26 protein-coding genes are annotated in these 24,865 nt (G+C 60.7%); 9 read left to right on the forward strand and 17 right to left on the reverse strand.

The annotated features are described in order from the left end of the window. Nucleotides 1-54: 54 nt before the first annotated feature. Nucleotides 55-534: a copper chaperone PCu(A)C gene (locus FEE99_RS15215; protein WP_041480611.1), complete on the reverse strand. Its 480-nt coding sequence runs from the start codon at nucleotides 532-534 to the stop codon at nucleotides 55-57. After that, nucleotides 534-1,139: an SCO family protein gene (locus FEE99_RS15220; RefSeq protein WP_016774221.1), complete on the reverse strand. Its 606-nt coding sequence runs from the start codon at nucleotides 1,137-1,139 to the stop codon at nucleotides 534-536. The genes FEE99_RS15215 and FEE99_RS15220 overlap by 1 nt, the downstream gene beginning before the upstream one ends. Nucleotides 1,140-1,412: 273 nt before the next feature. On the opposite strand from FEE99_RS15220, the gene FEE99_RS15225 reads away from it, so the two are divergent. From FEE99_RS15225 to FEE99_RS15235, 3 genes are all read left to right on the forward strand, one after another. Continuing rightward, nucleotides 1,413-2,339, forward strand: a complete 927-nt coding sequence (locus FEE99_RS15225) for a Gfo/Idh/MocA family protein (protein ID WP_041480610.1) — start codon at nucleotides 1,413-1,415, stop codon at nucleotides 2,337-2,339. Between the two features lie 129 nt (nucleotides 2,340-2,468). Then, complete coding sequence (gene ycaC / locus FEE99_RS15230) at nucleotides 2,469-3,098, forward strand: isochorismate family cysteine hydrolase YcaC (RefSeq protein ID WP_016774235.1); 630 nt, start codon at nucleotides 2,469-2,471, stop codon at nucleotides 3,096-3,098. Between the two features lie 154 nt (nucleotides 3,099-3,252). Further along, on the forward strand, nucleotides 3,253-3,453 hold the full coding sequence (locus tag FEE99_RS15235; protein ID WP_041480609.1) for a hypothetical protein: 201 nt from the start codon (nucleotides 3,253-3,255) through the stop codon (nucleotides 3,451-3,453). 507 nt (nucleotides 3,454-3,960) lie between these two features. Here FEE99_RS15235 and FEE99_RS15240 read toward each other — a convergent pair. After that, nucleotides 3,961-4,698, reverse strand: coding sequence for an SDR family oxidoreductase (locus FEE99_RS15240; protein WP_041480608.1), 738 nt, complete (start codon nucleotides 4,696-4,698; stop codon nucleotides 3,961-3,963). 127 nt (nucleotides 4,699-4,825) lie between these two features. Then, nucleotides 4,826-5,707: a helix-turn-helix domain-containing protein gene (locus FEE99_RS15245; RefSeq protein ID WP_081932641.1), complete on the reverse strand. Its 882-nt coding sequence runs from the start codon at nucleotides 5,705-5,707 to the stop codon at nucleotides 4,826-4,828. A 258-nt stretch (nucleotides 5,708-5,965) separates the two neighbouring features. Between FEE99_RS15245 and FEE99_RS15250 the strand changes: the two genes are divergently transcribed. Together FEE99_RS15250 and FEE99_RS15255 are read left to right on the forward strand one after the other, a co-directional pair. Next, entirely contained in the window at nucleotides 5,966-6,730 is a 765-nt protein-coding gene (locus tag FEE99_RS15250; RefSeq protein WP_041480606.1) for an SDR family NAD(P)-dependent oxidoreductase, read from the forward strand. Between the two features lie 173 nt (nucleotides 6,731-6,903). Further along, nucleotides 6,904-7,821, forward strand: coding sequence for an AraC family transcriptional regulator (locus FEE99_RS15255; RefSeq protein WP_016774232.1), 918 nt, complete (start codon nucleotides 6,904-6,906; stop codon nucleotides 7,819-7,821). On the opposite strand, the gene FEE99_RS15260 is transcribed toward FEE99_RS15255, so the two are convergent. Both FEE99_RS15260 and FEE99_RS15265 read right to left on the reverse strand, forming a co-directional pair. Then, a complete protein-coding gene (locus tag FEE99_RS15260; RefSeq protein WP_041480605.1) occupies nucleotides 7,822-8,751 on the reverse strand; it encodes a LysR family transcriptional regulator in 930 nt (309 codons plus the stop codon). A 94-nt stretch (nucleotides 8,752-8,845) separates the two neighbouring features. Further along, a complete protein-coding gene (locus tag FEE99_RS15265) occupies nucleotides 8,846-9,556 on the reverse strand; it encodes an SDR family NAD(P)-dependent oxidoreductase (protein WP_041480604.1) in 711 nt (236 codons plus the stop codon). Nucleotides 9,557-9,821: 265 nt separating this feature from the next. Between FEE99_RS15265 and ycaC (FEE99_RS15270) the strand changes: the two genes are divergently transcribed. Further along, on the forward strand, nucleotides 9,822-10,451 hold the full coding sequence (gene ycaC / locus FEE99_RS15270) for an isochorismate family cysteine hydrolase YcaC (protein ID WP_016774235.1): 630 nt from the start codon (nucleotides 9,822-9,824) through the stop codon (nucleotides 10,449-10,451). A 193-nt stretch (nucleotides 10,452-10,644) separates the two neighbouring features. Here the strand turns inward: ycaC (FEE99_RS15270) and FEE99_RS15275 are convergent, their stop codons facing one another. The 3 genes from FEE99_RS15275 to FEE99_RS15285 all read right to left on the reverse strand — a co-directional run bounded on the left by FEE99_RS15275 (nucleotide 10,645) and on the right by FEE99_RS15285 (nucleotide 12,892). Beyond that, nucleotides 10,645-11,343 (reverse strand): tRNA (adenine(22)-N(1))-methyltransferase, encoded by a 699-nt coding sequence (locus tag FEE99_RS15275; protein WP_041480603.1) that lies wholly within the window; start codon nucleotides 11,341-11,343, stop codon nucleotides 10,645-10,647. A gap of 129 nt (nucleotides 11,344-11,472) precedes the next feature. After that, a complete protein-coding gene (locus FEE99_RS15280; protein WP_041480602.1) occupies nucleotides 11,473-12,522 on the reverse strand; it encodes an NAD(P)-dependent alcohol dehydrogenase in 1,050 nt (349 codons plus the stop codon). Between the two features lie 142 nt (nucleotides 12,523-12,664). After that, nucleotides 12,665-12,892, reverse strand: coding sequence for a hypothetical protein (locus FEE99_RS15285; protein ID WP_041480601.1), 228 nt, complete (start codon nucleotides 12,890-12,892; stop codon nucleotides 12,665-12,667). Between the two features lie 164 nt (nucleotides 12,893-13,056). On the opposite strand from FEE99_RS15285, the gene FEE99_RS15290 reads away from it, so the two are divergent. Beyond that, nucleotides 13,057-13,266 carry a hypervirulence associated TUDOR domain-containing protein gene (locus FEE99_RS15290; RefSeq protein WP_041480600.1) on the forward strand — a complete coding sequence of 70 codons (210 nt, stop codon included), beginning with the start codon at nucleotides 13,057-13,059 and terminating at the stop codon, nucleotides 13,264-13,266. Here the strand turns inward: FEE99_RS15290 and FEE99_RS15295 are convergent. The 5 genes from FEE99_RS15295 to FEE99_RS15315 form a co-directional block, all read right to left on the reverse strand. Further along, nucleotides 13,263-14,516, reverse strand: a complete 1,254-nt coding sequence (locus FEE99_RS15295) for an NAD(P)/FAD-dependent oxidoreductase (protein WP_041480599.1) — start codon at nucleotides 14,514-14,516, stop codon at nucleotides 13,263-13,265. The two genes, FEE99_RS15290 and FEE99_RS15295, sit on opposite strands and share 4 nt — an antisense overlap. After that, on the reverse strand, nucleotides 14,506-16,098 hold the full coding sequence (locus FEE99_RS15300) for an aldehyde dehydrogenase (NADP(+)) (protein ID WP_041480598.1): 1,593 nt from the start codon (nucleotides 16,096-16,098) through the stop codon (nucleotides 14,506-14,508). Before FEE99_RS15300 ends, FEE99_RS15295 begins: the two co-directional genes overlap by 11 nt. A 63-nt stretch (nucleotides 16,099-16,161) precedes the next feature. Beyond that, complete coding sequence (locus FEE99_RS15305) at nucleotides 16,162-17,109, reverse strand: dihydrodipicolinate synthase family protein (protein ID WP_041480597.1); 948 nt, start codon at nucleotides 17,107-17,109, stop codon at nucleotides 16,162-16,164. Between the two features lie 54 nt (nucleotides 17,110-17,163). Next, nucleotides 17,164-18,090, reverse strand: coding sequence for a 4-hydroxyproline epimerase (locus FEE99_RS15310; RefSeq protein ID WP_041480596.1), 927 nt, complete (start codon nucleotides 18,088-18,090; stop codon nucleotides 17,164-17,166). Between the two features lie 22 nt (nucleotides 18,091-18,112). Further along, the gene (locus tag FEE99_RS15315; RefSeq protein WP_041480595.1) at nucleotides 18,113-19,738 is read right to left on the reverse strand and encodes an APC family permease; all 1,626 of its coding nucleotides are present in this window, start codon (nucleotides 19,736-19,738) and stop codon (nucleotides 18,113-18,115) included. Between the two features lie 220 nt (nucleotides 19,739-19,958). Between FEE99_RS15315 and FEE99_RS15320 the strand changes: the two genes are divergently transcribed. Beyond that, nucleotides 19,959-20,729 (forward strand): AraC family transcriptional regulator, encoded by a 771-nt coding sequence (locus FEE99_RS15320; RefSeq protein ID WP_041480594.1) that lies wholly within the window; start codon nucleotides 19,959-19,961, stop codon nucleotides 20,727-20,729. Here FEE99_RS15320 and FEE99_RS15325 read toward each other — a convergent pair. Together FEE99_RS15325 and FEE99_RS15330 are read right to left on the reverse strand one after the other, a co-directional pair. Next, the gene (locus tag FEE99_RS15325; protein ID WP_041480593.1) at nucleotides 20,726-21,319 is read right to left on the reverse strand and encodes a LysE family translocator; all 594 of its coding nucleotides are present in this window, start codon (nucleotides 21,317-21,319) and stop codon (nucleotides 20,726-20,728) included. The two genes, FEE99_RS15320 and FEE99_RS15325, sit on opposite strands and share 4 nt — an antisense overlap. Nucleotides 21,320-21,373: 54 nt before the next feature. After that, a complete protein-coding gene (locus FEE99_RS15330; protein ID WP_041480592.1) occupies nucleotides 21,374-22,210 on the reverse strand; it encodes an AraC family transcriptional regulator in 837 nt (278 codons plus the stop codon). Nucleotides 22,211-23,242: 1,032 nt separating this feature from the next. Here FEE99_RS15330 and FEE99_RS15335 point away from each other — a divergent pair. Further along, complete coding sequence (locus FEE99_RS15335; protein ID WP_041480591.1) at nucleotides 23,243-23,539, forward strand: hypothetical protein; 297 nt, start codon at nucleotides 23,243-23,245, stop codon at nucleotides 23,537-23,539. A gap of 79 nt (nucleotides 23,540-23,618) precedes the next feature. On the opposite strand, the gene FEE99_RS15340 is transcribed toward FEE99_RS15335, so the two are convergent. After that, nucleotides 23,619-24,857 (reverse strand): nucleoside permease, encoded by a 1,239-nt coding sequence (locus tag FEE99_RS15340; RefSeq protein ID WP_041480590.1) that lies wholly within the window; start codon nucleotides 24,855-24,857, stop codon nucleotides 23,619-23,621. Nucleotides 24,858-24,865: the final 8 nt, after the last annotated feature.

The raw sequence follows: 24,865 nt of genomic DNA on the forward strand, positions 1-24,865 counted from the left end.
CATCGATCAGGCCGCCCCGTTTTTCTGTCAGGCGAACAGTCTTTCCGTCAGCGATCAATGCATCTTGCTGTGATCGTGGCCGCCCATGTTGGTCAGCGCGCGAACCGGTGCTTTGACTTCGATGGTTTCTTTCTCGCCCTTGGCGTTTTCCACGGTCAGGGTCAGCGGCACGCTGTCGCCTTCCTTCAACTGACCGCTCAGGCCCATCAGCATGACGTGGTAGCCGTTCGGGTCGAAGCTCACGGCTTTGCCGGCAGGCAGCTCAACGGACTTCACCGGGCCCATGGTCATCACATCGTTCTTCATGCTCATTTCATGAATCTGAACGTCCTTGGCCATTGGCGAGGCAACGCTGAGCAGCTTGCTGTCGGTGTCGGCAGTGACGGTCATGAACGCGCCGCTGGCGGACTGGGTCGGCACGGTGGCACGGACCCAGGCGTCGTCGACTTTGGTCTGCGCCGACACCTGGAAGGCCAGGCCGAGCAGGGACAGTGCACATACGGTGCGTTTGAGGTGATTCAGAACGGGATGCATCAGCAGACCTCCATAACAGTAAGCAAATCTTCCGTGCACTCTTGGGCTGTCAGCGAAGTGGACAGGCCCAGGCGCAACTCACCACGCGAGTCGTAGACGTAGCTCGTGGACGTATGGGAGATGGTATAGGTGTCGCCGGCCGGGACTTTCTCGTAGAACACGTCGAATTCCTTGGCGGTGGCCTTGGTTTCCTCAAGTGTGCCGTACAGCGCGACGAAGCTCGGGTCGAAGGCTTTGACGTAGGCGTCGAGGATCTGCGGCGTGTCGCGTTCGGGATCGAGGGTGATGAACACCACTTGCAGGCGGTCGCCGTCGCGGCCCATGAGTTTCTTGATCTGCGCGGCGCGGGCCAGGGTGGTGGGGCAAACGGCCGGGCATTGGGTGAAGCCGAAAAAGATCATCGGCATCATCCCGCGAAAGCTCGACAGCGACATGGTTTCGCCTTCGGGGTTCTTCAGCTTGAAGGTGCGTCCGAGGATCTTGTCGCTCAGATCCTTGCCGTACTTGTACGACAGTTGGCCACGGGTGTCGCAACCGGCGAGCAGGCCGAGCCCGAGCACGCCCATTCCCGCAAGTACCTTGCGGCGAGTCAACAAAGCCGTCATCTAATACCGCCTTTTGCAGCCCGCAAGTCGGCAGGACTGGCGGGGGGTTAACCGTAAAAGCGCCGCATGATAGCAAACTGAGGCTGATCGCCGGCTGCCGATCGCCGCGCGGTGCCGGATCGGACGACAAAAGGTGTAAGAAGAAATGACGAATAAGCCATGCGTTCGCCGCGACCAAACTCGATTTAAATAGTATGACGATTGGAGGCGGGCGCAGAAACACGTACTCTTGCCGCTGCGCTGCAAAGACCAAAACAACAACAGGAGTCTGTAATGCAACCGATTCGTCTCGGCCTGGTGGGCTACGGCAAGATCGCCCAGGATCAACACGTTCCCGCCATCCTCGCCAACCCGGCGTTCCAGTTGGTGGCGGTCGCCACCCAAGGCAAACCTTGCGCCGGGGTGGAAAACTTTCAGTCCCTGGGCGAGCTGCTCGAGAACGGCCCGAGCGTCGATGCCATTGCTTTCTGCACGCCGCCACAAGGGCGCTTCGCGCTGGTGCAACAGGCATTGGCGGCCGGCAAGCACGTGCTGGTGGAAAAACCGCCCTGTGCGACATTGGGCGAGGCCATGGCCCTGGTCGATCAAGTCGCCGAACAAGGCGTCAGCGCTTTGTTCGCCTGGCACTCGCGCTACGCACCGGGCATCGCCGCCGCCCGCGACTGGCTGGCCAGCTGCACCCTGCAAAGCGTGCAGATCGACTGGAAGGAAGACGTGCGCAAGTGGCATCCGGGTCAGGCATGGATCTGGCAGCCGGGCGGCCTCGGTGTGTTCGATCCGGGCATCAACGCTTTGTCGATCATCACCCACCTGCTGGCGCTGCCGCTGTTTGTCGAAGCCGCCGAACTGCGCGTGCCGAGCAACTCCCAGTCGCCGATTGCCGCCTCGATCAAAATGTCCGATGCGCGTCGGCTCGACGTGCGCGCCGAGTTCGACTTCGACCATGGCCACGACGAACTGTGGAGCATCGAAATTCGCTGCGTCGAAGGCGTCCTGCGTCTGGACAATGGCGGCGCGGTGCTAAGCATCGACGGCGTGAAGCAAAGCGTGTCGGAGGAGGGTGAGTACGCAGCGGTCTATCGCCACTTCCAGCAATTGATCAGCGACAAGGCCAGCGACCTCGATCTGCAACCGTTGCGCTTGGTAGCGGACAGTTTCTTTGTCGGCAGCCGGACTTCGGTTGAGCCGTTTTACGATTGAAGTGGATTGTCCGGTTTGAGTGGACGGTGAAACACTTTTCAGCCGATTTATCCCTTTGCTGTGCGTCAGTAATCTGTACCCAACTTGAACGCAACAACAAAACTTCAAACTTGAAAAGGGACGCACACCATGACCACTCCAACCTACAACCGCCTGAACAAAGACGACGCTATCGTGCTGCTGGTAGATCACCAGACCGGTCTGATCTCGCTGGTGCAGGACTTCTCGCCGAACGAGTTCAAGAACAACGTGCTGGCGCTGGCGGATCTGGCCAAGTTCTTCGACCTGCCAACCATCCTCACCACCAGCTTCGAACAAGGCCCGAACGGCCCGCTGGTACCGGAGCTGAAAGAGATGTTCCCGGACGCGCCGTACATCGCTCGCCCAGGTCAGATCAACGCTTGGGACAACGAAGATTTCGTCAAGGCAATCAAAGCCACCGGGCGCAAGCAGATCATCATCGCCGGTGTCGTGACGGATGTGTGTGTAGCGTTCCCGACCCTGTCGGCGCTGGCGGAAGGTTTTGATGTGTTCGTAGTGACTGATGCGTCCGGCACCTTCAACACGACCGTGCAGCAAGCCGCGTGGAGCCGCATGACTCAGGCTGGCGCGCAGATGATGAACTGGTTCTCTGTAGCCTGCGAACTGCACCGGGACTGGCGCAACGATATTGAAGGCCTGGGCAATCTGCTGTCGCAGCGTATTCCCAACTACCGCAACCTGATGAACAGCTACTCGGCGCTGACGCAGCAGAAGTAGGCCTCCTACACAACGCAAAAGCCTGCTTTAAACAGCAGGTTTTTTGCGTTCAGGGCCGGCCGGCGAGTCACCGTTCGTCCATTGCCGGGCACTTGTCACGCGCCGGCATTTCACACGTTCAGGTATCTATCGCTGAATCACATCGGAGACCGACATGGACATTGATGAAAACGCACCGGGCAACCAGTCGCAACAAGCCGTGACGCGCACCACCGACAACGAGACCGGGCACGATCCCAAGCGGGAAAATCCCGAGGTGCCTTTGCCGCCGGACGATGAGGCACCGGTCGAGGAAGATATATCAGATGTGGATGCGGCCAACTCGGTGTCAACCGAACATCCGCCGTCACGCTGATCGAGCGATTTAATCGATGCCTCCCACTCTGGAATTAGAGTGAGAGGTTCTCCCGCGCACCCTGATGCAGTTCAGTCAGCGACATCGTGAAAACCAGTTTCAACCGCCCAGGATTGGAATATCCGTGCGCTAAATCCCGGTGGGAGCGAGCCTGCTCGCGAATGCGGCGGCACATTCAACATCTTTGCCGACTGACCCAGCGCATTCGCGAGCAGGCTCGCTCCCACAATGTTCCGTGTTGACCATTGATTTGATTGCGCCACAAAACCCTGTGGGAGCGGGCTTGCCCGCGAAGGCGGCGGCACATCCAGCATCTTTGCCGACTGACCCCGCGCTTTCGCGAGCAGGCTCGCTCCCACAATCTTCCGTGTTGACCATTGATTTGGTTGCGCCACAAAACCCTGTGGGAGCGAGCCTGCTCGCGAAGACGGCGGTACATTCAACATCTTTGCCGACTGACCCAGCGCTTTCGCGAGCAGGCTCGCTCCCACAGATTCACTCCTGGCCTCAGTAAGGGCTCGCGGTCGGGCGCACGATCAGTTCGCTGACGTCGACATCCGCCGGTTGTTCGACGGCGTAGGCAATTGCGCGGGCGATGGCTTCGGCGGGGATGGCGATCTTGCGGAATGACTTCATCTCTTCGCGGCCGCCTTCATCGGAAATGCTCTCGGCCAGTTCCGATTCGGTCACGCCCGGTGCGATGACGGTGACGCGGATATCGCCACCGACTTCCTGGCGCAAGCCTTCGGAAATGGCCCGCACTGCGTATTTGGTTGCGCAGTACACCGCTGCGGTGGGGCTGACCGCGTAGGCGCCGATCGAGGCGATGTTGATGATCTGCCCGGCGCGCTGGCGCTGCATCAACGGCAGACTGGCGGCGATGCCGTGGAGCACGCCACGGATGTTGACGTCGATCATGCGGTTCCACTCATCGACCTTCAGCGCGTCCAGCCGTGACAACGGCATGACCCCGGCGTTGTTGACCAGCACATCGACGCGGCCGTAATGCTCGACGGCGAAATCAACGAAGCGCTGCACATCCTGCTGATCGGTGACGTCCAGTGCGCGGAACTGCGCGTGGCCGCCGGCGCTATTGATCCCTTCGGCAATCACTGCCAGACGCTCGGTGCGCCGAGCCCCCAACACCACTTTGGCGCCACGTTCGGCGAGCAGGCGTGCGGTGGCTTCGCCGATGCCGCTGCTGGCGCCGGTAATCACGATCACTTTTTCTTGAATGTTCAGCATGATGTCGTCCTCTTCTGTGTGCCCGTGAGTGGGCCTGGAAGAAGATTAAGTGCGGCGGCTCATGGGCTATTAATCGATTCCTCCTCGGGATTTGCCCAATTCTGCTGCATCGCTTTTCGACAGGTTTTCAGGCCCCGCGTGGCGCGTCCCGGTAGGCACTCGGAGTGACCCCGACTTCACGGCGGAACACCTGGGAAAAGTGGCTGGGGCTGGAGTAGCCCACCTCCAGGCCAATGTCGATAACGCTGCGTGCGGTCTCCAGCAACAGATGACGCGCGCGGCTGATGCGCAGGCGTATGAAGTATTGCGAGGGCGATAAACCGGTGGCGCGTTTGAAGGTGCGGCTGAAGTGGTAGTCGCTCAGCTCAGCGACTGCGGCCAGATCACCGAGGCTGAAATCTTCCGCCAGATTCGCATTCATGGCTTCGATCACCCGGCGCAGTTTGTAGGCGGGCAGGGCGTTGTCGCGGCGCGGGTTGCTGTCGGGGTCGAGGTAATGACGCAGCAGATGGATCGCCAACGCCTGAGCCAGGCTGTGCACCAGCAGTGCACTGGGTTGGCGCTGTCCGGTCAGTTCGATGCGCAGTTGCTCAAGAATGAAGCTGACCTGCTCGTCACGCGCACCCGACACATCGACAAACGTCACTGCACCGGCCTGTTCGCCGAAGGCTTCGCGCGCCGCTTGTTCGATCAGGCCCAGACCGAGGTAGAGGTGCATGACTTCGAAGACCTCGCAACCTTCGGTCTGCCAGCGCATTTCGTAGGGTTCGCGGGTGTTGGTCAGGAAAAAATCGCCCGCCGTGACCTGGCTCGCCTGCCACTCTCCGCCCAACGAACGTTCTTCGACCCGGGCAGTGCCGGCCAGTACCAGCACCAGCAGCGGTTCGGCCACGCACGGCACGCGGATCGGCTCAAGCAGGGTTTGATGGCGGAACAGCTGCACCACCGCATCCTTGATCTGCGGCCGCGGCGTGGTCGTTTCCGCAACACCGGGCAGATGCTCCGGCATGGCTTCGGCGGCGATGCGCGCGGGCTGGCTGATTGTCGGTGTAGCGGGGCTGGCAGAGGGCACAGGACGCTCCATCAAAAGCTTCGGCTGCGAATGATTTTGAAGGTTAGGGCGGGCGAACGAGAAACTCCAGCGCAAAACCCCGACAGTCCCGGCAATCACCCGAAAGCCCGGCGGCGGACAGTGCGCGACAGTGAAGCCGTGTTCACGACCGCGCCATCAGGCGCAACACCGATTCGCTATCGAGGAGTTAAAACCATGACTGATTTCAACCACACCCTGCCCCAAGAAGTCGCCGGTAAAGTTGCACTGGTCACTGGCGCGGCCAGTGGCATCGGCAAGGCGATTGCGCTGATGCTGCACGCTCGCGGCGCCAAGGTGATTGCCGAAGACCTCAACCCGGCTGTCGAAGCACTGGCTCGTCCCGATCTGGTGCCGCTGGTGGCGGACATCACCGAGGACGGCGCCGCCGAACGCGCAGTAGGCCTTGCCGTCGAGCAGTTCGGGCGCCTGGATATTCTGGTCAACAACGCCGGGATCATCATCAACAAAGCCGTGATCGACATGAGCCGCGACGACTGGGAAAGGATCCAGGCAGTCAATGCCACGGCAGCCTTCCTGCACTGTCGCGAAGCGGTGAAAGCGATGATCCCGAACAAGTCCGGTGCCATCGTCAATATCGCCTCCTATGCCTCGTACTTTGCCTTCCCGACCATCGCCGCCTACACCGCTTCCAAAGGTGCGCTGGCACAACTGACCCGCACGCTGGCCCTGGAAGTCATCGAGCACGGCATTCGCGTCAACGCGATCGGCGTCGGCGATGTGGTGACCAATATCCTTAATGATGTGGTCGAGGACGGCCCTGGCTTCCTCGCACAGCACGGCGAAGCAGCGCCAATCGGTCGGGCGGCGCAGCCGGAAGAGATCGCCGAGATCGTGACCTTTCTGGCCTCCGACCGTGCCAGTTTCATGGTCGGCTCGGTAGTCATGGCCGATGGCGGCATGACGGTAACGGCAGGCTGATAGCGGTGCGGCAAACCATGGGCACGTAAGATGATGTGCCCATGGTTTACCCCGATCTGACCGACGCAGAATCAGGCAAATCTGCAGCATCTTTGATCTAGTCGCCGCTGGGTAAAACTGGCTAATCTTCCTCCGCAGTTGACCCACCTTCGTCTGCTTTCGAGGCCCTTTGCATGGATAACCACGACGCTTCCATCCTCCACGACACGGCGGTGTATCGCGCCGAGCTGGTGCGCTTGCTGACTCAGCGCTTTGATGCGCCGGGCACCTACGAGACCGCGATTGCGCCACTGCACGTGATCCGTCTCGATGGGCCGTCCGAGCTGATCCATGTCGTGCACCGCCCGGCGCTGTGCCTGATCGTGCAGGGGCGCAAGGAAGTCGGGCTGGGCGACGAACGTTTCCTCTACGACCCGTTGAATTACCTGGTGGTGTCAGTGACGTTGCCGGTGTCGGGACGGGTGATCGAAGCCTCGCCCGAGGCGCCGTATTTTTGCGTACGCCTGGACTTCGATCCCGCGCAACTGACGCAACTGATTGCCGAGTCGCCGCTGACCGGCATGCCGCAAGACGCCGGGCGCGGCATGTTTCTCGACAAGATCGACGTGACATTGCTCGACACCATGCTGCGTCTGGTGCGCCTGCTGGATAATCCGCGCGACATCGGCATGCTCGCGCCGATGGCGTTGCGCGAGCTGTATTACCGTCTGCTGCGCGGCCAGCACGGGCATCTGCTGTATGAAATCGCCGTCAACGATTCGCAGACCCATCGGGTCACGCGGGCCATCGACTGGCTGAACAAGAATTTCACTGAACCGCTGCGCATCGACGCGCTGGCGCAGGTGGCCAATCTGAGCAATTCGGCGCTGCATCACCGCTTCAAAGCCGTCACCGCCATGAGCCCGCTGCAATATCAAAAACAGCTGCGCCTGCAAGAGGCGCGGCGGCTGATCATCAATGAAGGGCTGGACGTCTCGAGCGCCTGCTACCGCGTCGGCTACGAAAGCGCCTCGCAGTTCAGTCGCGAGTACAACCGCCAGTTCGGCTGCCCGCCGTCCAAGGAGCTCAGCCGCCTGCGTCAGACCGGCTGATTACCTCGGGAGTCCCGCCCATTCCTCACGAAACCCCAGCAGAAAATCCACAAACGCCCGCACCCGCTGCGGCACGTAGCGGCCGTGCGGGTAGAGCAGGGTGTAGGGGCGCGAACGTCCGGCGTACGGCTGCAGCACTTCAATCAGGCGGCCATCGGCGAGTTCCTGCTCGACGATGAACCGGTAAGTCTGAAACAGCCCGGCGCCGTGCTTGGCCAGCGTCACACCGCCGAGCACATCGTCGGAGCAGGAATAGCCACCGTCGGAAATCACTTCCAGGTCTCGGCCGTTTTCCTGAAACAGCCAGGAAATCCGCCGCCCGCTGCTGGGCAATTCGAACTGGATGCACTCATGCGCAATGAGATCGTCGAGGGTCTGCGGCGTGCCGGCTCTATGCAGATATTCGGGGGCGGCGACCACCACCAGGGCGGCGTCTTCCAGCAGGCGCGCGATCAGGGTCGAGTCCGGTTGCGCGCGTACGCGTATCGCCAGGTCGTAGCCTTCTTCAACGAAGTCGATATTGCGATTGCCCAAGTGCACGTCGACCGTGACCTCGGGGTACAACGCACGAAATTTCGGCAGCAGCGGCAGGATGCGGTGATGCCCGTAGGTGGTTGGCAGGCTGATGCGCAGTCGACCCGACGGCGAAGTCTGTGCGCCCATGACTTCCTGCTGCGCTTCGACCAGTTGCGTCAACGCCTGGCTGCACTGTTCGAAGAAGCTGCGGCCGGCGTCGGTGAGGCGGATGCTGCGCGTAGTGCGGGCGAACAGTCGCGAACCCAGGCGTTGCTCCAGACGCAGAATCGACCGGCTCACCGCAGCGGGCGTGACCCCGGCCAGTTGCGCAGCGGCGGTGAAGCTGCCGGCTTCGGCGGCCAGGCAGAACAGTTCGATACTGCCTAACTGCAAATCTTCAAAATGGCGTTTCATTGTGGCTCGCACCGAGGATCGACGGACGTTCATCCTCTGTGTACCACAACCAACGACGCCGCCGGTATCCACCGGCGGCGTTGCAGGGTTTCGATCAATGGCCGGCGCTCTGGCCACCGTCGACATGCAGGATCTCGCCAGTGACGAAATTCGCCCCGTCGAGGTAGAGGATCGCTTGCACGATGTCGTCGATTTCCCCCATGTGGCCGACCGGGTGCAGGCTGCCCAGCGCCTGATGGGTTTCCTCGGCGTGCATCGGCGTTTTGATGATGCCCGGCGATACCGCGTTGACCCGAATGCCACGCTTGGCGTACTCGATCGCCAGGGATTTGGTCGCGGCGTTGATGCCACCTTTGGTCAGCGACGCCAATACCGAAGGCACGCCGTCGATTGCATGATCGACCAGGCTGGTGGTCACGCTGACGACGTGGCCGTTGCCGTGTTTTTCCATCTCGGCGATGGCCAGTTGCGAGATGTAGAAGAAGCCGCTCATGTTGGTCGCCACGACCTGGGCATAGTCCGCCTGGCTGTAAGCGGTGAACGGCTTGGCCAGAAAGATCCCGGCATTGTTGACCAGCGTATCGACGCGACCGAAGCGGGCGACGGCGGCGCGAATCACGCGCTCGGCGGTTTGCGGATCGGCAATGTCGCCGGCAACGGTCAGGACATCCGGGTCACTCGACTCTTTGATCGAGCGCGAGGTTGCGACCACTTGATGGCCAAGGGCGCGAAAGCCTTCGACCAGACCTGCACCAATGCCTTGCGAGGCGCCGGTGATGACAACTACTTTTTTCGATGTGCTCATGATGATTTCCTCTGTCGCTGGCCCGTCAGGATGGCGGGTGGCTGTTGGAGGAGACTTTAGGAAGTTGCGTGGAGTTGATAAATGGGGGCTGAGGAACATCATTTGTACTGTGGTGTATCTAATCAGAGCGGGCCTCGAATGATTGTCCGGTTTGAGTGGACGGTGAAACGCTTTTCAGCTGATTTATCCCTTTGCTGTGCGTCAGTAATCTGTACCCAACTTGAACGCAACAACAAAACTCCAAACTTGAAAAGGGACGCACACCATGACCACTCCAACTTACAACCGCCTGAACAAAGACGACGCTATCGTGCTGCTGGTTGACCACCAGACCGGTCTGATCTCGCTGGTGCAGGACTTCTCGCCGAACGAGTTCAAGAACAACGTGCTGGCGCTGGCGGATCTGGCCAAGTTCTTCGACCTGCCAACCATCCTCACCACCAGCTTCGAACAAGGCCCGAACGGCCCGCTGGTACCGGAGTTGAAGGAAATGTTCCCGGACGCGCCGTACATCGCTCGTCCAGGTCAGATCAACGCTTGGGACAACGAAGATTTCGTCAAGGCGATCAAGGCCACCGGGCGCAAGCAGATCATCATTGCCGGTGTGGTAACGGATGTGTGTGTAGCGTTCCCGACCCTGTCGGCGCTGGCGGAAGGTTTTGATGTGTTTGTGGTGACTGACGCGTCCGGCACCTTCAACACCACCGTGCAGCAAGCCGCGTGGAGCCGCATGACTCAGGCTGGCGCGCAGATGATGAACTGGTTCTCGGTGGCCTGTGAGCTGCACCGCGACTGGCGCAACGACATCGAAGGCTTGGGCAATCTGCTGTCGCAGCGCATCCCCAACTACCGCAACCTGATGAACAGCTACTCGGCGCTGACGCAGCAGAAGTAAGTTCACCACCCACGAAAAAGCCTGCTTTTAACAGCAGGCTTTTTGTTTTTCCGACGGCTGCGGCCAACTTGGTTGCTGTGTAGCTTGACCCACCGCTTTCGCGAGCAGGCTCGCTCCCACAGTTGACCGTGTTCCCTCAGGAGAAATGCAATTTCCTGTGGGAGCGAGCCTGCTCGCGAAGACGGCGGCACAGTCACCCGAGCAATTCACTGATCCACTGCATCTCTTGCTTCAGCGCAAGAATTTTGTCCTCCGGCAACGTCTGTTGCGCTCTCGTAAACTGCCCCAACGTCTTCTGCCGCTGCTTCAGCCTTCGTTGCCATTTGTGCAGAAATGCCGGGCAGTGCGCCTGCAGATGCAGCGGTCCGAAAAACAGTTCCCTGGCGTTGTAAGTCAGCGGTTCAATGGCTGGCTCGGCAACGATGATTTCATAGTCGAAACGGTTTTCGTGCAGCACTTCTTCGCAAACGATCCGGTAACTGTTATCCATCAACCACTGGCGCAGCGCTTGCTCGCCGCCGTTGGGCTGCAGGATCAAGCGTTCGTGGCCGCTGAGATGGGCTTTACCACTGTCGAAAATATCGCGAATGGTTTCGCCGCCCATGCCGCACAGGGTGATGGCGCTGATGGCGTCGTCAGGTTTGATTGCCGCCAGACCATCGGCCAGGCGCACGCTGATCTGGCCGTGCAGGTCGCTGTCATTGACGGTGCGTTGCGCCGCGTGAAATGGCGTCAACGCGACCTCGCCAGCCACCGCCGCTGTGATAAGTCCGCGGCGCAGCAAGGCCACCGGCAGGTAAGCATGATCGGAGCCGATATCGGCCAGTCTCGCGCCAAGCGGCACATGGGCGGCGACGCGCTCAAGACGCATGGACAATGTCTGTTGGTTCAACGCAAACCCCTGTTCACCCTGCGGTGGAAAAAAGGGGTGCGACTCTGGCGAGCAACGCTGGCGCTGTCAATTACGCGATGGAATTACTCGAGCCATCGGCAGCACGGCGCTGCCGATGGGCGCTTGCGCTTAGCCGGCGAGCGTTGCGTTGTCGATGACGAAGCGGTATTTCACATCGCCCTTGAGCATGCGCTCGTAGGACTCGTTGATCTGATCGGCGCGGATCAACTCGATGTCGGAAACGATGCCGTGCTCAGCGCAGAAATCCAGCATCTCCTGGGTCTCGGGAATGCCGCCGATCATTGAACCGGCAATGGTGCGACGCTTGGTGATCAGGTTGAACACGTTTGGCGACGGATGCGGCGAGGCGGGCGCGCCGACCAGGGTCAACGCGCCGTCGCGCTTGAGCAGGACGAGGAAGGCGTCGAGATCGTGCGGCGCTGCGACGGTATTGAGGATGAAGTCGAAGCTCTTGGTGTGTGCCGCCATTTCCTCGGCATTGCGCGACACCACCACTTCGTCCGCGCCCAGCGCCTTGGCCGCTTCACGCTTGGATTCGGAGGTGGTGAATGCGACGACATGGGCGCCCATGGCGTGGGCCAGTTTGATGCCCATGTGGCCCAGGCCACCGATGCCGACCACGCCGACTTTCTTGCCGGGGCCAGCGTGCCACTGGCGCAGCGGCGAGTAGGTGGTAATGCCGGCGCAGAGCAGCGGCGCGACGGCGGCCAGTTGCGCCTCGGGATGACGGATGCGCAACACATAGCGCTCGTGCACGACGATGTTTTGGGAGTAACCGCCGAGGGTCCAGCCCGGTGCGTCCGGGGTCGGGAAGTTATAGGTGCCGATCATGCCGTCGCAGTAATTTTCCAGGCCGGATTCGCAGTCATCGCAGTGCTGGCAGCTGTCGACGATGCAGCCGACACCGACCAGATCGCCGACCTTGTAGTTTTTGACGTGTCCGCCAACCGCCGAGACGCGGCCGACGATTTCATGGCCGGGCACGCAAGGGAATTGCGTGCCAGCCCATTCGGCGCGCACCTGATGCAGGTCGGAATGGCAGACGCCGCAGAAGGCGATATCGATCTGTACGTCGTGCGCCGCCGGGGCGCGGCGGTTGATCTGCATGGGCTCAAGAGGTTTGTCGCCAGCGTGGGCGCCGTAGGCTTGTACGAGCATGTGAGCATCCTCCATGGGGTTGTCGGACGCCTATTGTTGCGCCTGGGTCGGAGCGCGAAGTAGTGCATTTCTGTGAAATGCTTGCCTGATTCTGCTGTTGATTGCGCAACCGAAAGGCAGCCGCATGGCTGCCGTTTCAGGCTCAACGCGGATTGGGCTGGCCGTCCATCTCGGCGTTATCGGTTTCCTGACGTACGCGCTCCGGATCCAGCCCGGTACTGTCATCGTCCAGCGGGATTTCGCCTTCGTTGTCGGGCAGTTCGTCGATGCCGCGTTCCTTCATCGGATCGACTTCGGTACGCCCCGGACTCAGCGGGTCGGGCGTGGTTGGGAGCGGATCGTCACCTTGCTTGCCTTGATCGTTATTCATTTCACACCTCGTCATGGCCGTTTTCTACGGCTTGTGCAGATTGGAGGTGCGGGTGATTTTCGCCGTTCGATTTTTTTGCCTGCCTTCGGTCGCCTCACAAAAAAGCGGAATTTCTCCGACGCGCGCGGCTCCATAAACCAACAACCAGAGGCGAGGACGCAATGATGAGCAGCTCATTCAAAGTCGGCGATGCGGTGCGCTGGAATTCCGAGGCCGGCGAGATCGACGGCAAAGTGGTCAAGGTGCACACCCGCGACACCGAGTTCATGGGCCGCCACCGGCCAGCCTCGAAAGACGCGCCGCAATACGAGGTCAAGAGCGACAAGACCGGCCACTTGGCCATGCATCACGGCGACGCGCTGAAGCACGCTTAGAAACGTGCCAGTCGGTAGGCATCGACATTTGGCAACGCGAGAGCGGCGCCTGAGACCATCTGCCCGATCAATTCCGCCGTCACCGCCGCTTGCGTCAGGCCCAGATGCTGATGACCGAAGGCAAGCAAGACCTTGCCGGCGCAAACCTGATCAATCACTGGCAGCGAATCCGGCAGCGACGGGCGAAAGCCCATCCACGGTGTGGCGCCATCAGCGTTCAGGTCCTTGCGAAACAGGCCTTGGCTCAGGCGCTGCAACTGCCAGGCGCGCGCCATGTTCGCCGGCCGCTCCAGTCCGGCGAATTCGACCGTGCCGGCCAGGCGCAGCCCATCGCGCATCGGCGTCATGATGAATTTGCGTTCCAGCGAGGTGACGGGGAAGGGCAGGCGATCATGTTCGTGCGGCAGCATCAGGTGATAGCCACGTTCGGTGTCCAACGGTACCTGCTTGCCGGTCAGAGCGGCGGTGAGTTTCGCCGAATGCGCACCGCACGCCAGTAACACGCGGCTGGCCGTCACACCGCCGTTGCCCGTTATCATTAAGACGCCGTTTTCCTGCACGTAGCCGCCCTGAACCTGCTGTTTGAGAAAACTCACGCCGCTGCTGCGAGCCGCCTCGACCAGCGCACACACCACGCGGTACGGGTCGAGGAAATGCCCGGTGCGCGGGAAAAACAGTCCGCCCTGAATTTTCTCGCTGAGCTGCGGCACCGTTTCGCGGATCGCCCCGGCCTGCCAGTAATCCACCGGCACTTGCTGCTGATGCAGTCGTGCCTGCAAGGCTTCGATGGCCTGACGGGATTCAGGTTTTTCGAAGATTAGTAACGAGCCGTCAACCTTGAGCAGATCCGTGCGCTGGATATCGCTGAGCAAGCGCTGCCACGCGTCGAGACTGCTTTCATTAAGCGCGCGCAAGCCGGCGACGGTTTTTTGAAAAGGCTCGGGCCGCAGATTCAGCAGCAATCGGGTGAACCACGGCAGGGCGCGCGGCAGGTACTTCCAGTCCAGACGCAGCGGCCCCATCGGGTCCATCAGCATGGCCGGCAAACGCTTGAGGATCGAAACATCAGCAATCGGAAAGACTTGCTCGGTGGCCAGATGCCCGGCATTGCCGAATGAAGCGCCGTGCCCCGGTTCCTGCTGATCGATGACCACCACGCGCAAACCCTGGCGGGCCAGGCGCAGTGCGCAAGCCACGCCAATGATCCCGGCGCCGACCACCGCGATGTCGTGCGAAGGGTTATTCGCCATGGTGTGTCGCTTCCCGTTGGCCATCGAGCAAGCGCCGAAGGTTTAGCGGATTGGTCTGTTGCAGCGCCGTCGGCAGCAGGCTGTCGGGGAAATCCTGATAGCACACCGGCCGCAGGAAACGCAGGATCGCCGCAGTGCCCACCGAGGTGCTGCGCGCATCCGAGGTTGCCGGGTAAGGCCCGCCATGCACCATTGCATCGCAGACTTCCACGCCGGTCGGCCAGCCATTGACCAGCAAGCGCCCGGCCTTGCGCTCGAGGGTTGGCAGCAACGCGCGCGCCAGTGCAAGGTCGGCGTCGTCCATGTGCAGGGTCGCGGTCAGTTGACCTTCCAGATGTTCGCAGACCTGACGAATTTCCTCGTCACTGCTGCATTGCACCACTAGCGATGTCGCGCCGAACACCTCAGCCTGCAAACGCTGATCGGCGAGGAAATCCGCCGCGTCGGTGCTGAAGAGATACGCCTGGCACTGATTTGGGCCGCTGCCGACTTGGCCAACCGCTACCGCGCGTGCACGGGGATTGCCTTGCAGAGCGGTCACGCCTGCTTGATAGGCGCCGAAGATGCCGGGCGTGAGCATGGTTTGCGCCGCGCTGCGCGGGATCAGTTCCGCTACCGCGCCGAGAAACCCGTCGAGCGCCGGGCCTTTGCAGGCAATCAACAATCCCGGGTTGGTGCAGAACTGCCCGGCGCCCAATGTCAGCGACGCGACAAACCCTTCGGCCAGCGCCTGCGCGCGATTTTCCAGCGCGGCGGGAAACAGCAAAACCGGGTTGATCGAGCTCATTTCCGCATACACCGGGATCGGCTCCGGCCGCGCTTGCGCAGCTTTCATCAAGGCCAGACCGCCAGTGCGCGAGCCGGTGAAACCAGCGGCTTTGATGCGCCAATCACTGACCAATGCGATGCCGACTTCGTACCCCGAATCGAACAACAAGGAAAACACGCCTTCGGGCAGAGCGCAGGCCCTGACCGCTTGCGCCACTGCGCGGCCGACCAGTTCGCTGGTGCCTGGATGCGCGCTGTGCGCCTTGACGATCACCGGGCAACCAGCCGCCAATGCCGCAGCGGTGTCGCCACCGGCCACGGAAAATGCCAGGGGAAAGTTGCTCGCACCAAACACCGCGACCGGCCCCAAGGCGATCTGTCGTTGCCGCAGGTCGGCGCGCGGCAGCGGTTGGCGTTGTGGTTGCGCACTGTCGACGCGCACGTCCAGCCATTCACCCGCGCGCACCGTGCGGGCGAACAGGCGCAATTGCTGGCACGTGCGCCCGCGTTCACCCTCGAGGCGGGCGCGCGGCAAACCGGTTTCGGCGTGGGCGCGTTCGATCAGTTCATCGCCAAGGTTTTCGATGTGCTCGGCAATGCTTTCGAGAAATGCCGCACGGCTGCTCAGGCTGGTTTCGCGATATTCGTCTTGTGCTGCCCAGGCCAGGGCGCAGGCCTGTTCCACTTGTTCGGCTGATGCCCCGGCGTACTGCGGCTCAAGTGCCTGGTTGGTCGCGGGATCAATCGCGCGAAAGGCTGGACGATTACCCGTCACGGCTTGTTGGCCGATCAGCATGTTGCCCGTCAGAGTCATGGTGTCTTCCTGTGAAATGAGCGAGGCCTGCCGCGAATCGTGATGACTCGCAGCAGGTGGTGATCAGGCGAAGTTCTGTTCGGCAGACCAGTTCTCGTACCAGTGACGGAACAGCGAATACTGCTTCTCGGCATAGCGCCGTTGCGAGTCGCTCAGGACGTCTGTTTCGTTGAAGTGCAGGGTGTATTCCTTGTCGCCGTTGAGCACCATCAAGTGCTTGTAATACAGCACCAGATCACAGCCTTCGTCGAACGATGACAGCACTGCCAATGCCGATTCCAGCTCCCGCGCCTGACGTCGGGCCTTGGCATCGCCTTGCGCGGCCTGCTTGCTCAGCGCGACCAGTTGCAGCACTTCGCGAGGAAGGGCGTTGCCGATGCCGGTGATGGCGCCGGTGGCGTTGCAGTTGACGAAGCCGTGCACCACTTGCGTGTCGACACCGACCATCAGCGTCACGTCGTCATCCTTGGAGGTGATGTTCTCGGCCGCGTAGCGCAGGTCTGCGCCCCCACCAAATTCCTTGAAGCCGATCAGGTTCGGGTATTCGCGACGCAGTTCGAAAAACAGATCGGCGCGGGTGGCGAAGCCGTAGTAAGGGCTGTTGTAAATCACCGCCGGCAAGTTCGGTGCGGCTTGCAGGATGGCGGCGAAGTGGGCCTTTTGCGCCGTCGCCGAAGCACCACGGGACAGCACGCGCGGAATGACCATCAAGCCTTGCGCGCCGACTTTCGCCGCATGCGCTGCGTGGGAAACCGCTTCACGGGTATTCACCGCACCAGTGCCGACGATGGTCGGCACCACGGCGGCGACCAGGCGCGCCACACCTTCCTGACGCTCGGCTTCAGTCAGCAGCGGCCAGTCGCCCATCGAGCCGCAATAGACCACGGCGCTCATGCCGATATCAATCAGCTCGCGCCCCTTGCTCACCAGCGCATCGAAGTCCGGTTTGCGCTGGGCGGTGCACGGGGTCATCAGGGCAGGCATGCAACCAGTGAAGATGTTGTCGCTCATGATTCAACTCCTTGGCATTTCGTTTTATTCGAGGGAAAAAGTCGGCGTGGCGGCTCAGATGCCCCACGCGAACGGGTCGGTTTCGTCGATCAGCAAGATGCTGTCGGCGGTCATGTAGGCGCGGCCGGTGATGAACGGGCGAACGCGTTCACCTTCCCATTCGAAGCGGCCTTCGAACTGGCTGCCGGTGATGCTCGCCTGGATCCACGGTGCGCCCGGTTGCAGCTTGTCGTCGGCTGCCAGGCAGGCAAGTTTGGCGCTGGTGCCGGTGCCGCACGGTGAGCGGTCATAGGCTTTGCCGGGGCACATGACGAAGTTGCGGCTGTCGGCCTGATCGTCATCGGCGAACAATTCGATGTGGTCGATGACTGCACTGTCTTCGCCGAAGATGCCCTCATCTTCCAGCGCCTTGAGCATCGACCAGGTGTACGCCGTCAGGTGTTCGACGTTGTCCATGGTCAGGGTCTGGCCATGCTCGGAAACCAGAAAAAACCAGTTGCCGCCGTAGGCGATATCACCGACTACGCGACCAAAACCGGGCACGTCCACTGGTACCTGTTTGCGATAACGGTAAGCGGGCACGTTGCCCAGAGTGACCGAGCCATCGTCGTGCAGCGTCGCGCTGACTTGCCCCACCGGTGTGTCGATCTTGTGCACGCCCGGCTGGATTTTCCCCAGATGCTGCAACGAATTGATCAGGCCAATGGTGCCGTGGCCGCACATGCCCAGGTAGCCGGCGTTGTTGAAGAAGATCACCCCGCAAGTGGCGTCCGCCGATACCGGTGGGCAATAGAGCGCGCCGACCAGCACATCGTTGCCGCGTGGCTCGAGCAGACAGGCGCGCCGCCACTGGTCATGCTGGTTGCGCAAGGCATCGCGTTTCTCGGCCATGCTGTTGCCGGACAACTCGGGGAAGCCGCTCATCACCAGCCGTGTCGGTTCGCCGCCGGTGTGGGAATCAATGACGTGTACTCGTTTCATGGAGAGATCCCGTTGGATGATTTCAGTAGGCGCCGGCAGGGCGGGCGTTGACGGTGGGCGAGGGCGCGGGGCTGTCGCTTTCTTCGTCCTCGTCGTCCAGGCGCAGCAGGTGTGCAGGTACGCCGGTTGCTGCACCCCAGTAGTAAATGCCGGTGGCGCAAGCGGCGACGACGATCGTGTCGAACGGATGGGCGAGGATGCCCAGGCCACCGAAGGTGCCGAGTTTCGACAGCACGATGGTCACCGCGTAGAAGGCGATCAGCCACGCCGATGAACGTACCTGACGCGCCAGACTCAGATGGGCGGTGGGCACAAAGCGACCGCAGAACAGGTAGATGACAAACATCAGGATTTGCAGGCCGAGCAGCCACGACACGGTGTTCCAGCCCGACCAGTAAACGATCAGCGCGGCGATGATGAACGACACCGGCCCGAGCAGGCCCATGCTCTTGACCCGGAACGGGCGCGGCATGTCCGGCGCATTGCGCCGCAACGCCGCAACCGACACCGGCGCCACCGCATAGCTCAACACCAGCGCGGCGGAGACCACGTTGATCAGCGCTTCCCACGACGGGAATGGCAGGGTCCAGAACACCGACAGGGCGAAAGTCAGCCACAGCGCCGGACGCGGGATGCCGGACTTTTCATCGATGTGGGTGAAGACCTTGAAAAAGGTGCCGGTCTGCGCCCAGCCGTAGATCACTCGCGGCGTGGCGTTCATGTAGATGTTGCCGCAGCCGCTCGGCGAGATCACCGCATCGGCGACCACCAGATACGCCAGCCAGCCCACACCGAGCGCCAGGGCGATGTCGCGATAGGGCAGGGCGAATTCCTTGCTGATGCCAGCCCAGCCGTGGGCGAGCATTTCCGTCGGAATGCTGCCGAGAAAGGCCATTTGCAGCAGCACGTAGATCAGGGTCGACAGCAGTACCGAGAGAATCAGCGCGATGGGAATGGTGCGCTGTGGATTTTTCACTTCGCTGGCCACGGAAATAATCGGCGTCAGGCCCAGATAGGCAAAGATGATTCCGCCGGCGGAGACCGCCATCTCGACGCCCGACAAGCCGAACGGGGCGAATCCCTGAACCTGGAAGTTCTCCGGTTTGAAGAAGGTGAACAGCACGCCGATCACCAGCAGCGGCACGATGAATTTGAACACGCTAACGAGATTGTTGGCCTTGGCGAAGGTCTTCACGCTGCGGTAGTTGAGCAGGAAAAATACGCAGAGCAGGCCGAACTGCACCAGCCAGCCGAGGATCGTCGGATCGCCACTGCCAGCCTTGGTCAATCCGGGAAACCATGCCGCCGCGTATTGGCGCGAGGCGACCACTTCGATCGCCACCAGACTGGAAAACGCAATCAGCGTAATGAAACCCATCAGGTAGCCGAGCAGCGGACCGTGGGAATAAACCGGGTAGCGCACCACGCCGCCGGCACGGGGTAATGCGGCGCCCAGTTCGCAGTAGACGATACCCAGCAGCAACACGGCGAAACCGCCCAGTAACCAGGAGAAAATCCCCGCCGGCCCGGCAATCGCCGAGACATGGCTGGCGGCGAACAACCAGCCGGAGCCGAAGATCGCGCCGAGTCCGATAAAGGTGAGGTCGATCAATGAAAGCTGTTTTTTGAACTTGCCTTGGCCTGACATGGCATCGCCTTCTTGTGAGTTATTGGATAGGCAGTTGTGTCACGGGGACGAGCAGACTTTGCACGGGGCGACGGCGGCGGCGATTGATGTTTTATGCCGGGATCGATGACGAATTCAGCACAATGGCGCCGATGAATGCGCGGCCTCGACAGGGCCGCGACGTTGCTGCAATCTGCTCGCGGACGGCGTTTCTGGCGCTTCATCGCAAAGGAGATTTTTCATGCAGCCTGGGTTTTCGATCCTGTGCCAAGGCACTGACGGCCTGCGTCCGCAGACCCTCGAAGCGATGGTTGCAGGTGTAGCGCAGCTGTTGCCAATACTCGATGTGATCCCCAATGCGGCGATCTTCATCAAGGATCTGCAAGCGCGTTATGTGCTGGCCAACCGTACGCTGGTGCAGCGTTGTGGCTTGAAGGACCTGCGCCCGTTGCTCGGCAAAACCAGTGCGCAGGTGTTCCCGGCGCAGTTGGGGCCGGGCTATACCGAGCAGGATCGCAAGGTGCTGGAGGAAGGTTTCGTGTTGGAGGATCAGCTCGAACTGCATCTGTATGGCAGTCGCGAACCGGGCTGGTGCCTGACCCACAAGAGGCCGATCTACAACCGTGACGGGACGATCATCGGTCTGGTGGGGATCTCGGTGGATCTGCAGTCAGCCAGCGAAACCCATCCGGCTTTCGAGCGCCTGGCGGCTGTCGATGAATACATTCGCGGCAACTTCAACCGGCGGGTGACGCTGGGTGAACTGACGCGGATCGCCGGGATTTCCGTGGCGCAACTGGAGCGCTATTGCAAACGCGTTTTCCACCTGACACCACGGCAGATGATTCAGAAAGTCCGCCTGGAACATGCGCATCGATTGCTGCACAGCGACTTGCCGATCACCGAGGTGGCGCTGCAATGCGGCTACACCGATCACAGCGCTTTCACCCGTCAGTTCAAAGCCTCGACCGGGTTTACACCACGCGAATACCGGCAAGCCACCGGGCATTAGACCAACACGGCCAGCCAGGCCGAGAGCAGCAGAAGAAGGGCCAGTGCCGCGTTCATGCGCTTGAACGCCTGCGGTGAGCTGAGCAACCGCGCGCTGCCAACGCCGAGAAGTGCCCAAAGCGTCATGCACGGCAACGACACCAGCAGAAACGCCAGCGACAACACCAACAGGCGCAACGTCTTGTCGCCGCCGCCGACGAATACGCTGACCACCGCCACAGCCATCATCCACACCTTCGGGTTGACCAATTGCAGCAGCGCCGCGCCGAATACGCTCAAGCTTTGTTCCTGCGATTTCGGGACCAGGGATGGCGGCGGGCTGCGAAAGATCTGCCACGCCAGCCAGCTCAACCAGAGCACGCCAGCCCAGGCCATGGCTTGCTGCACCCGCGGAAAGCGCAACAGGGTTTCGCCAGCACCGAGACCGACCACCAGCACGATCAACGCGGCCGCCGCACACGCGCCAAAAATGATCGGCAACGTGGCAATCAATCCGCGCCGCGAACTGTGGCTCAGCACCAGAATATTGGTCGGTCCCGGGGTGATCGAGGCAACGAAAGCAAACAGTAGAAAGGGCAGTAAAGAAGCCATGGTGCAAATTCCTGAAAGTCGAAACAGGACACCATGATCGTCAGCGGGCACGCCTCAGTCTGGAAGATTTGAGCAGCGCTTGCGGTAGTCCGCCGGGGTCAGTTGATAGGCGCGGCGGAACCAGCGACCGAGGTGACTCTGATCGGCAAAACCGAGCACGCTGGCGACCTGCGCTGGCGTCTCGCCGCGTGCGAGCAATTGCCGCGCCTTGGCCAGGCGCAACTGGATCAGGTAAGCGTGGGGTGCCAGACCGAAAGCGGCCTTGAACGCGCGGGTCAAGCGGAAACGATCGACACCACAGGCTTGCGCAAGGTCGTCGAGGCCGATGTCTTCATAGGTGTGGGCATGCAGATAGTCCCGCGCAACCTGGGCAACCAGTGGCAGGCGCGGATCGAAGTGCTGACGCTTGCGCCAGTCGAGGTGGCGGGTGAGGGGCGCCAGCAGGCCATCCAGCGCAGTCTGCCGGACGATGCGCAGATCGCCGTCATGCAAAGCATGGAAGGCTTGCACGATCGCCGTCGACAGGCGCGGATCGTGGCTCAGGGTGTCGGCAAATCCTGGCTGACTGTCGGCGGGCGCCTCTTCGAACAGCGCGTGCAGTTCGCGCTCCAGCCAGTGCGGATCGAGGTACAGCATCGAGTAGGTGAAGCCATCCTCGGTCGGCGCATGGCCATCGTGGATTTCACCCGGCTCGAGCAGGAACACATGCCCCGGGGTACTGCGATGACGCACCCGGCGACAATTGAACTGCTGCACGCCCTGCTCGGTAACGCCCACGAGAAAACTGTCATGCCAGTGCGGATCGTAGGCATGCCCACGGAAATGCGCACGAATCGACTCGATCCCGGTATCGACATCCTGGGACAGGGAGATCCAGTTGCGTTTGTCCATGGGAGGATTCCATAGGGCGGTTGAGCCGGGGCGTTTCTAAAATACCGCGTGGGTGAGGAGAGTGTTTAGAAGATTTGTGCAGGGGCGCAGGGGGATCGAGTCAGGCAATGTGTCCTGGATGGGGTGGGACCACAAAACGCAGACGAAAAAAAACCGCCTTCGCGGGGCGGTTTTTCAATCCTCGGTTTGGAGCCGAGGCCATGTGCTTCACTAGCCACACCAACATGTCCGCGCATGGTATTGAGTTTCTCCCGTCAGTGCAACGTAGGTTTAGCGTGATGTGGGAGGTTTTTTCGGAGCGGCCAGCGCATGCAACTGAATTCCTATCTGTCAATAAACATTGACAGAAATACGATTTTACAAAGGTTCAGGCGTAGCCGCAGGATAACCTTGGTTACTCGGGTTTTCTCTTCTGATTTCTGCGTTAAGATGCCTGCGCTCATCTTGTTGGTAGAGCAGTGAGGTTTGGCTGGGGGGCGCAAAAGGTTTCACGCCCTCTGACGCGGATTCGCACCCGCGCCGGAATGTTGTCTCGGAGGGATTTCAACCGGCCGCCTCACTAGCCACACCAGCATGTAGGCTGAAGGCACGCATGGTCCGGTAAGTTTGCTGGAGGTTTGGCCGCCAGCCCTGGAGGCCAAAACGTATGAAGCTTTTGCTGCGTACGCTGAGCCTTGTATGGAGATTGTTGAAAGCTTTGCGCTTTTACGAGTTCCTGCGAGATCACTTTGACGACTTGAAATAAGGGTCATCTGAGTGGGAAAGACCCGTTTCGGTTTCGATCGATTCGGGTCTTTTTTTGCTTGCGTAAAGCTGTCAGAAATACGATTTGTCAGTTTTGTGCTTTAGACTTTGTAGGGCGTTTCGTTTGGACGCGTAAGCACCAGCTTAACGGTTAGGTAAGCAGCTGCTTTTACTCAACTCATCATTGATTGCGTCAATAACAACCATTAAGTCAATGAAGTTCTCATATCCATAGCGCGGCGTAAGATCGGCTCCATACCCAACCACTGCACCTCGGAGCACACCATCATGAAACGCCAGACTATCCTCGGTATCGTTTTCTCGGTTTTTGCACTGAACGCCTTCGCCGCCACCGAAACCGACCCACTTTTCAGCGACGCGGTGGCCGCTACTCAAACTGATCGTCTGTTCAGCGACGCAGTAGCCGCCACCGAAACCGACCCGCTATTCAGCGACGCAGTAGCCGCCACCGAAACCGATCCACTGTTCAGCGATGCAGTAGCCTCTGACGGTTCCGATCATCTGCAAGGCAATCGGGTCGCCGAAGGTGGCGCTGACCGTCTGCTCGAACGTCGCACCGCTTGAGCGCAACCATGAGCATCGATAGCGAATGCCGCCTCAACCACAGGCGGCATTCGTTCTGTTCATGCATCAGAACTCTGCTCTAAACCGCACTCGGCAACACAGCCTTGTCCCGATCGCGGCCCTTGAACGTCGCCCAGAAACACAGCAGCACCGCCACGGAAAAACCGGCTGGAAATAGCCAGATACTTCTCCAGTCATGGCCCGCACTCGAAGTGAAGTGATCAGTAATCCGTCCCGCAATCCAGAAGCCAATCAACATGCCCAACCCGTACGTGGCCAAGGTGATCAGACCTTGCGCCGAACTGCGGAAGCGTTCCGGTGCTTTTGCATCGGTGTAGATCTGCCCGGACACGAAGAAGAAGTCATAGCACACGCCGTGCAGGGCAATGCCGATCAGCAGCATGAATGCCTGATCGTCGTTATTGCCGAAGGCAAATAGCACGTAACGCAACGCCCAGGCAGCCATGCCGACCAGCAGGGCGATCTTGATGCCGAAACGATGGATGAACAGCGGCAGCAACAGCATGAACAACACTTCCGAGACCTGACCAATGGCCATCTTCGCTGTCGGGTTGGTCATGCCGATCTCCGCGAGAAACGGGTTGGCGTTCTGGTAATAGAAGGCCAGCGGAATGCAGATCAGGATCGAGGCGAGAAAGAACACCAGATAGCTGCGATCCTTGAGCAAACCCCACGCATCGACGCCGAGCATCTGCTTCAGGCTTGATGAGCTCGCTGCGCTTTTCAGCGGCGCAGTGTTCGGCAGACTGAAGCTGTAAAGCCCCAACAACAGCGACGCGACGGCGGACATCAGGAACGTATTGCGCAAGCCTCCCGCCGCGATGCTTTGTTGCGAGTCCCAGGCAAACACGAAGCTGATCACCACACCGGCGACAATCCAGCCCACTGTGCCCCATACGCGAATGCGCGAGAATTCCAGCGCCGGGTCTTTGATCTGGCGGAACGCCACGGCGTTCACCAGTGCCAATGTCGGCATGTAGACCATCATGTAGGCGAGCACATAGGGATAAAATGCGCTGAAGTCTGCGGCGCGATAGAGCTGATAGAGCAGCACCGCGCCCAGCAGATGCAGCACCGCCAGAATGCGTTCGGCATTGAAAAACCGGTCGGCAATCAAGCCAATGACAAACGGCGCCAGAATCGCACCCCATGATTGCGTGGCGAAGGCCATGCCGACCTGGCCGCCGCTGGCAGCGAGCGTGGTGGCCAGAAAAGTGCCGAGGGTGACGAACCAGCCGCCCCAGATAAAGAACTGCAAAAACATCATCACGCTGAGTCGCGCATTCATTACGTTCATTTCAGATC

This window comes from Pseudomonas sp. ef1 (assembly GCF_007293365.2).
GTDB lineage: Bacteria > Pseudomonadota > Gammaproteobacteria > Pseudomonadales > Pseudomonadaceae > Aquipseudomonas > Aquipseudomonas siliginis.